Origin of the sequence: Micromonospora parastrephiae, from assembly GCF_016802865.1 — a bacterium.
Taxonomy (GTDB): Bacteria; Actinomycetota; Actinomycetes; order Mycobacteriales; family Micromonosporaceae; genus Micromonospora; species Micromonospora parastrephiae.
The window spans coordinates 25,952-33,373 of sequence record NZ_JAEVHM010000048.1; the positions used below are offsets into that span (position 1 = coordinate 25,952).

General features: G+C 73.3%; 9 protein-coding genes. 5 read left to right on the top strand and 4 right to left on the bottom strand.

Annotated elements, in window-relative coordinates:
* Positions 1-187 precede the first annotated feature (187 nt).
* The gene (locus JNW91_RS12865) at positions 188-457 is read left to right on the top strand and encodes a DUF6458 family protein (RefSeq protein WP_030332052.1); all 270 of its coding nucleotides are present in this window, start codon (positions 188-190) and stop codon (positions 455-457) included.
* Positions 458-497: 40 nt separating this feature from the next.
* Here JNW91_RS12865 and JNW91_RS12870 read toward each other — a convergent pair whose 3' ends face one another.
* Positions 498-1,037: a SixA phosphatase family protein gene (locus JNW91_RS12870; RefSeq protein ID WP_203175068.1), complete on the bottom strand. Its 540-nt coding sequence runs from the start codon at positions 1,035-1,037 to the stop codon at positions 498-500.
* Between the two features lie 112 nt (positions 1,038-1,149).
* Between JNW91_RS12870 and JNW91_RS12875 the strand changes: the two genes are divergently transcribed.
* Positions 1,150-1,437, top strand: a complete 288-nt coding sequence (locus tag JNW91_RS12875) for a DUF6458 family protein (RefSeq protein WP_203175069.1) — start codon at positions 1,150-1,152, stop codon at positions 1,435-1,437.
* 124 nt (positions 1,438-1,561) lie between these two features.
* On the opposite strand, the gene trhA is transcribed toward JNW91_RS12875, so the two are convergent.
* Complete coding sequence (gene trhA, locus JNW91_RS12880) at positions 1,562-2,239, bottom strand: PAQR family membrane homeostasis protein TrhA (RefSeq protein ID WP_203175070.1); 678 nt, start codon at positions 2,237-2,239, stop codon at positions 1,562-1,564.
* Positions 2,240-2,346: 107 nt separating this feature from the next.
* On the opposite strand from trhA, the gene JNW91_RS12885 reads away from it, so the two are divergent.
* Genes JNW91_RS12885 through JNW91_RS12895 form a run of 3 tightly spaced genes read left to right on the top strand, consistent with a single transcriptional unit; the run spans position 2,347 to position 4,608 of the window.
* Entirely contained in the window at positions 2,347-3,015 is a 669-nt protein-coding gene (locus tag JNW91_RS12885) for a 5-oxoprolinase subunit B family protein (RefSeq protein WP_203175071.1), read from the top strand.
* Positions 3,012-3,875 (top strand): 5-oxoprolinase subunit C family protein, encoded by an 864-nt coding sequence (locus JNW91_RS12890; RefSeq protein ID WP_203175072.1) that lies wholly within the window; start codon positions 3,012-3,014, stop codon positions 3,873-3,875. Before JNW91_RS12885 ends, JNW91_RS12890 begins: the two co-directional genes overlap by 4 nt.
* Positions 3,859-4,608: a LamB/YcsF family protein gene (locus tag JNW91_RS12895; RefSeq protein WP_203175073.1), complete on the top strand. Its 750-nt coding sequence runs from the start codon at positions 3,859-3,861 to the stop codon at positions 4,606-4,608. Before JNW91_RS12890 ends, JNW91_RS12895 begins: the two co-directional genes overlap by 17 nt.
* A 4-nt stretch (positions 4,609-4,612) precedes the next feature.
* Here the strand turns inward: JNW91_RS12895 and JNW91_RS12900 are convergent, their stop codons facing one another.
* Positions 4,613-6,445 carry an NHL domain-containing thioredoxin family protein gene (locus JNW91_RS12900; RefSeq protein WP_203175074.1) on the bottom strand — a complete coding sequence of 611 codons (1,833 nt, stop codon included), beginning with the start codon at positions 6,443-6,445 and terminating at the stop codon, positions 4,613-4,615.
* Positions 6,446-6,594: 149 nt separating this feature from the next.
* The coding region (locus JNW91_RS12905) for an LppU/SCO3897 family protein (RefSeq protein ID WP_456085408.1) at positions 6,595-7,422 on the bottom strand (828 nt) is incomplete at its 5' end.

Below are 7,422 nucleotides of genomic sequence, written 5' to 3' on the forward strand. Positions count from 1 at the left end.
GCCGTCGGCGTTTCCGCGCTCCGGGAGGGGCGAAGTCGACCGGCAGCGGCGAATGTCGGGGTAGCAGACGCGCGGCCGGCCGGACATTGGCCTCGCCCCCTCGGGTATGCCGGTGCCGTGACGGGTAACCGTCGCGTGACCACGAAAGGGAACGCCCAGAGCCACCGCACGGGGGAGTGCAGCGCACATGGGTGTAGGAAGCGGAATCTTTCTCATCGCGATCGGCGCGATCCTGACCTTCGCGCTGCGAGCCAACGTCTGGTGGATCGACGTGCGGGCGGTCGGCTGGGTGTTCATCCTGGCCGGGCTGGCCGTCCTGCTGACCACCCTCTGGTTCTGGCAGGACCGGCGCAAGCGGGCCCGGACCCTCATCGTCGAGGAGAACCGGCTCTCTCATCCCACGGCGATGATGCCGCCGCCACCCGACCCGCCGCCGCCGACCGCGCCGCCCTCCTGAGCAGACCACCTGAGCCACCCGTCGACCGTCTGCGGGTGGCTCAGCCGCGTGCGGTGTGCCGTCCGGTCATCGGCGCACCGCCGCGGCCCAGCTCCGCCCAGCCGTGGGTGCTGGCGTGCACCGCCAGCTCGGCGGTCCGCAGACCCTCCTCGTCCAGACCCTCCGGGTCGAGGAGCGCGGACAGCAGCGAGATGCCCGGATTGTGGGCGATCAGCAGCGCCGTCCGGGCCGCCGGGTCAACGGTGCGGACCAGCGCCAGCAGTTCCTCGGGGTGGGCGTCGTACGCGCCCGGCTCGTAGCGGACCGTCGGGCTCGGACCGGTCGGCCCGCCCTCCGGCGGCGCACCGGTCATTCCCATCGCCACGCCGTGCCAGGTCTGCCGGGTGCGCCGGGCGGTCGAACAGATCACCACGTCGGGCAGCAGCCCGTGGTGGGCCAGCCACGCGCCGGCAGCTGCCGCGTCGGCGTCTCCGCGCGCGCTCAGCGACCGGTCGGCGTCGTCCGCGCCGTCGCCGCCCGGCTCGGCTTTCGCGTGCCGGAGCAGCACCAGTGTCCGTGTCTCGGGGTGGGCGTCCGTCATGTCCCCAGCTTGCCCGATTGGCGATCTCCGTGCCGGGGTAAGTCGATGGATGCCGCACCCCTACCGACGGCCGCGGCGGGCAGTACGCCAGGTTAGAGCCGAGGAGCGAGACATGGGCATTGGTGGCAGCATCTTCCTGATCGCGTTGGGCGCGATCTTCGCATTCGCCGTGGAGGCCGACCTGGGTTGGCTGAACCTGGCCGTCGTCGGCTGGGTGCTGATGCTGGCCGGTGTCGCCGGCCTGATCACCACCCTCTACTTCTGGAACAGTCGCCGCCGCACGGTGGTCGCCGCACCCGTCCGCGAGGAGCGTGTCGTGGCCGACCGGGTGGTGCCGGTCCAGGACGACCGGGTCGTGCAGGAGTACCGCGAGGTGCGTCGGCCGGGTCGCCCGGTCTGACCCTCGCTCGCGCACTCCGGGGTCCCGCAGCGTCGCGGGGCCCCGGCTCGCGTGTGCCCGGAAACCACGACCCACCCACCGACCCGCCAAGATCAGGAACCTTCGGACCGCTCGCCCGCTGGGCTCAGGCGAACAGCGCGAGGTAGATCGCGATGTGATGGCACAGCGCGGCCAGCAGGGTGCAGGCGTGGAAGAACTCGTGATGCCCGAACACCGTCGGCCACGGGTTGGGCCGGCGCAGGGCGTAGAACACCGCGCCGATGCTGTAGATGGCGCCGCCGACGATCAGCAGGACCAGCGCCGTGACGCCGCCGCCGTGCAGGATCTCCGGCAGCATGGCCACCGCCACCCAGCCGAGCGCCAGGTAGAGCGGCGCGGAGACCCAGCGCGGCGCGTGCGGCCAGACCACCTTGAGCGCCACACCGGCCAGCGCGCCACCCCAGACCAGGGCCAGCATGATGGTGGTCTGCCGGGTCGTGAGCAGCATGGCGCAGAGCGGGGTGTACGTGCCGGCGATGAACACGAAGATCATCGAATGGTCCATCCGGCGCATCACCTGGTAGCCGCGCTCCGACCACACACGACGGTGGTACAGGGCGCTGGTGCCGAAGAGCCCGCAGACCGTCAGGCTGTAGACGACGCAGCTCACCAACGGCGCCCACCCCGGCCTGGTGGCGGCGATCGAGCAGAGCACGATGCCGGAGACCAGAGCGGCGAAGAAGGCGTACGTGTGCAGCCAGCCGCGCATCCGGGGCTTACCGATGTCGACCGGCTTCAGGCGAAGCGGGGCGGAGGTGGTCACGACATCAGGCTACGGCACCGTAGGTTACCTGCAAGTAGTTGCGCCGGTGACGCTTGGCACCGTCACCGTGAACGCCGCATCGACAGGCCATCGGCGAAGATGAGCCGATGCGGATCCGACCCGTCGGCGCGCACGCCCTGCTGCTCGACTGCACCGCCCCCGCCGACGTGCCCGAGGACGACGTCCCCGAGGCGGACCTGGTCGAGGCGTGGCGGGCCGAGCTGTGGCGCCGCCGCGAACAGGGGGACCTGACCACCGTCGACATCGTGCCGGCGGCCAGCACCATCCTGCTCGACGGTCTGCCGGACCCGGCCGCCACCACCGAAGACCTGTCCCGCTGGGCGCCCACGGTCACCGCCACGGCCAGGACCGCCAGTCAGGCCGGCGGGTCGTACGGCACGCAGGTCGTCGTCCCGGTCCACTTTGACGGGCCGGACCTGCCGGCCGTCGCCGACCACTGGGGCGTCGACGTGCCGGCGGTGCTCCGCCGGCTGACCGGCACCCGGTTCCGGGTCGCCTTCTGCGGCTTCGCCCCCGGGTTTCCCTACCTGACCGGACTCCCCGCCGAGCTGGCGCTACCCCGACTGGCGACCCCCCGCCCCCGGGTACCGGCCGGCTCGGTCGCCCTGGCCGGCCCCTACGCCGGCATCTACCCGAGCGCGTCCCCCGGCGGTTGGCTGCTGGTCGGTCGGACCGACCTCGTCCTCTTCGACGTGCACGCCGAGCCACCGGCCCGGCTCGCCCCGGGCACCGACGTGCGGATGGAGGCCGCGTGACCGGCGCCGCCCGGATCGAGGCGCTGCGCGCCGGCGCGCTCACCACCGTGCAGGACCTGGGCCGGCCCGGCTGGGCGCACCTCGGCGTACCCCGGTCCGGCGCGCTCGACCCGAGCGCCCTGCGACTGGCCAACCGGCTGGTCGGCAACCCCGAGCGGGCAGCCGGGCTGGAGATCACCCTCACCGGCTGCGCGCTGCGGCTGACCCGGGCCACCACGGTCGCCGTCACCGGCGCCGACGTGGTGGTCCACGTCGGCGACCGGCCCGGCGACACCGGACGCCCACTCAGCGTGCCGGCCGGGACGGTGCTGCGGATCGGCCCGGCGCGTCGGGGCGTACGGAGTTGGCTGGCCGTGGCCGGCGGGATCGATGTGCCACCGGTGCTCGGCAGCCGCTCCACCGACACCCTCTCCGGGCTCGGTCCGCCCTCGCTGCGCGACGGCGACCGGCTGCCGCTCGGTCAACCGCACGGCGAGCCCGCCCCGGTCGACCTGACCGTCGGTACCGCACCCCCGCCGGAGCTGCACCTGAGTGTGCGCCTCGGCCCGCGGGAGGACTGGTTCACCCCGACCGCGCTCGACCGGCTGCTCAGCACCCCGTACACCGTGAGCCCGGTCAGCAACCGGGTCGGCGCGCGGCTCGCCGGCGCGCCGCTGCCCCGCGCGGTCGCCGGCGAACTGCCCAGCGAGGGCATCGTGCTCGGCGCGGTGCAGGTGCCGGCGAACGGACAACCCCTGATCTTCCTCGCCGACCACCCGACCACCGGCGGATACCCCGTCATCGGGGTGGTCACCGACGTGACCCCGCTCGCGCAGGCCCGGCCAGGCACTACCGTCAGATTCCATGGACCTCAACGCTGACCTGGGCGAGGGATTCGGCATCTGGCGACTCGGCGACGACGACGCACTGTTGGACCTGGTCACCTCCGCGAACGTCGCCTGCGGCTTCCACGGCGGTGACCCGTCCACCATGCGGCGGGTCTGCGAGGGCGCCGCGCGGCGCGGGGTCGCGGTGGGCGCGCAGGTCGGCTACCGGGACCTGGCCGGCTTCGGCCGGCGGCGCATCGCGTACGACTTCGCCGAGCTACGCGACGAGGTGACCTACCAGTTGGGTGCGCTGGACGCGTTCTGCCGGCTGTTCGGCACCCGGGTCCGCTACCTCAAGCCGCACGGCGCGCTCTACCACGCCGCCGCCACCGAAGAGTCCCAGGCGGCCGCCGTGGTCGCCGCCGTCTCCGGCCACAACCCCGAGCTGCCCGTGCTCTGCATGCCCGGCTCGACACTCGCCCAACTGGCCGTCGGCGCCGGCCTGCCGGTGGTCGCCGAGGCATTCGGCGACCGCGGCTACCTGCCCAACGGTTCGCTGGTCCCCCGCGGCCACCCGGGCGCCCTGATCACCGACCCGGAGGAGGTGGCCACCCGCGCCGTGCGGATGGCCACCGAGCGGGTCGTCGTGGCGGTGGACGGGACGGTGATCCCCTGCCCGGTGCAGTCGATCTGCGTACACGGCGACACACCCGGGGCGGTCTCCGCCACCGAACTCGTCCGCGCCAGCCTGATCGACGCCGGAGTCGCCCTGGCCCCGTTCGCCTGAGCGCTTACGCGTCGAGGCCCCGCAACACGAGCGGAAGCCGCGCCGCGGCACCGTCGACCACCCGGACCGGCACGCCCCAGTCCTGCCGGGTCAGGTGGCAGGCCGCGTGCTCGACGTCCGCGTCGCAGGTCGCCGCCTGCGCGGTCACCTGGAGCACCCCACCCGTGACCTCGCCGTTGAGCACCAGCCGCCGGGACAGCTCGGTGCCCGTGCCGGCACCATCCACCAGCAGCTCCGGCGGGGACGCGGAGACCACCAGCCGGGTCGACGGCCCGAACGACTCGTCCAGCTTCTGCCCCGGCGCGGGCGTGAAGACGATGTCGAGGGTGACCTCGCCCGCCGCCACGTCGGTCGGCTTCCGCTCGGTGCGGTGCCGGGGCCCGTCCACCGTGCTGGCGCCGGCCGCCGACAACGCACCCGGAGCCAGTCGGGTCAGCCGGTGCGCCGCGGACTCCACCACCAGCACCTCACCGGCCGGGGTGAGGACCAGGTCGCTCGGCTCGGCCAACCCGTCGGCGACCGTGGACACCTGGTTGGTGGCCGGGTCGAAACGACGCACCGCGCCGTTGTAGGTGTCCGCGATCAGCACCGAACCGTCCGGTAGCGCGCACACCCCCAGCGGATGCTGGAGCAGTGCCGACTCCGCCGGCCCGTCCACGTGACCGAAGTCGAACAGGCCCTGCCCCACGGCCGTGCCCAGCACCCCGTTCTCGACGTACCGGACGGCGCTGGTCTCGCTGTCGGCGATCCAGAGCCGGGTGCCGTCGGCGGAGACGGACAGCCCCGACGGCTGCGCCATCCACGCCTCGGCCAGCGGGCCGTCGCGCAGCGCCTCGACAGTCGTGCCGGCGTACATCCCGGCGGTCCGCTTGATCGGGTCGAACCACCAGAGCTGGTGGATGCCCGCCATCGCGATGATCAGTTTGTCGTCGTACCAGGCCAGGTCCCAGGGGGAGGAGAGGTCCACGGCCAGCGCGTCGTGCGCGTGGTCGTCGACCGACGCGCGCCACTGCCGCCCGCTGCCGGCCACGGTCACCACCTCGCCGGACTCCAGGCGTACGCCCCGCAGCAGGTGGTTGACCGTGTCGGCGACCACCAGGTCGTAGCCGGCCACCTCGGCGACGTGCGTGGGCAACACGCAGAGGCCCTGCGGCTCGGAGAACGTCGCCGCCGTGCCCGGCCCGTCGGCCCGGCCCCGCTCGCCCGAGCCGATCCGGCGCACCAGCGCCTCGCCGTCCGGGGCCAACTCGACCAGCGAGTGCCGCGCCGAGTCGGACACCAGCAGGTTGCCGTCCGGAAGCACCACCGCCTTGCCCGGGAAACGCAGCGTGGTCTCCGCCGCCGGTGGCGGGACGTACGGGCCGTCACCCCGGTGCAGGGTGCCCTTGGCCTCATGGGTGGCGATCAAATCGTCGATCAGGCGGGCCAGACCCTCGGCATGCCCCTCGCCGGCCATGGTGGCCACCACGTACCCCTCGGGGTCGATCACCGACAGCGTCGGCCACGCCCGGGCCGCGTACTGCTGCCACATGTCCATCTCAGGATCGTCGAGGACCGGGTGACGCACCCCGTACCGCTCGACGGCGGCGGCCAGCGCGTCGGCGTCCTTCTCGTGCTCGAACTTCGGCGAGTGCACGCCGATCACGACGAGCACGTCACCGTACTTCTCCTCCAGCGGGCGGAGTTCGTCGAGCACGTGCAGGCAGTTGATGCAGCAGAAGGTCCAGAAATCCGCCAGGACGATCTTGCCGCGAAGGTCGGCGAGCTTGAGGTCGCGTCCACCGGTGTTCAGCCAGCCCCGACCGCGCAGCTCGGGGGCCCGTACTCGTGCGCTCATGCCCCCATGGTGCCTGAACCGGGTTGCGAGCCGACGCGGGACCTGCGCAGACGAGGCGGTTCACGCTCCGACGAGGCTTGTACGACCGTTGGAACCTGAGCGACGAAGGCGGGGCCACGGACGACCGTGGCCCCGCCTTCGCGGTGTGTCTACGGGGTGGCCGGCTTGAGGCAGAGCACCCGGTTGGTCCCGTCACCCGGCAGCACCACGTGCGGCTGCGTCGTGTCGGTGCACTTCTCCTTCGCGTCCACCTTGGAGACGATGGTGAACGCGCCCGCCTCGCCGCAGTCCGCCGCCGAGGCACCCTCACCGGACTTCTTCACGCAGGTGCCGACCGCCGGATCGAAGGTCGGCGCGTCGTCGCCGCCGCCGAACTTGCCGAGCAGCATCAGCAGACCCAGCGGCACCGCCAGGATGAGCACCGCGGCGATCAGCACCGCGGCCAGCACCCGACCGTTGCGCACCTTCGGCGTCGGCGGTTCGACCTTCGGCTCCTCGGCGTCCGGCTTGAACGCGTCGAACCGGCCCTGCTCCGACTCCTGACCCCAGGACGGCGCGGGCTGCTGAGCGGCCGGCGGGAAGGCCGGCGGGAAGTTACCGCCGGGTGCCGGGTCAGCGCCGGGGCCGCCGAACTGCGGCCCGCCGAAGCTCGGCGCGCCGTTCACGGTGGCGGCACCGGCCGCCGAAGCCGCCGGGCCGCCGAACCGGTCGGCCGGTCGCTCGGCGCCGGACTGCGGCCGGACCCCGTTGACCGGTCGGTTGTTGCCCGGTGCGTCGACGAAGGACGGCACACCGGGTGGGAACGCCGGTGGCGCGGACGGAGGCTCACCGAACCCGTTCGGCGTCGACGGCCGGTCGCGGTCGTCGAAGCGCGGTTCCGACGAAGGACGGCACACCGGGTGGGAACGCCGGTGGCGCGGACGGAGGCTCACCGAACCCGTTCGGCGTCGACGGCCGGTCGCGGTCGTCGAAGCGCG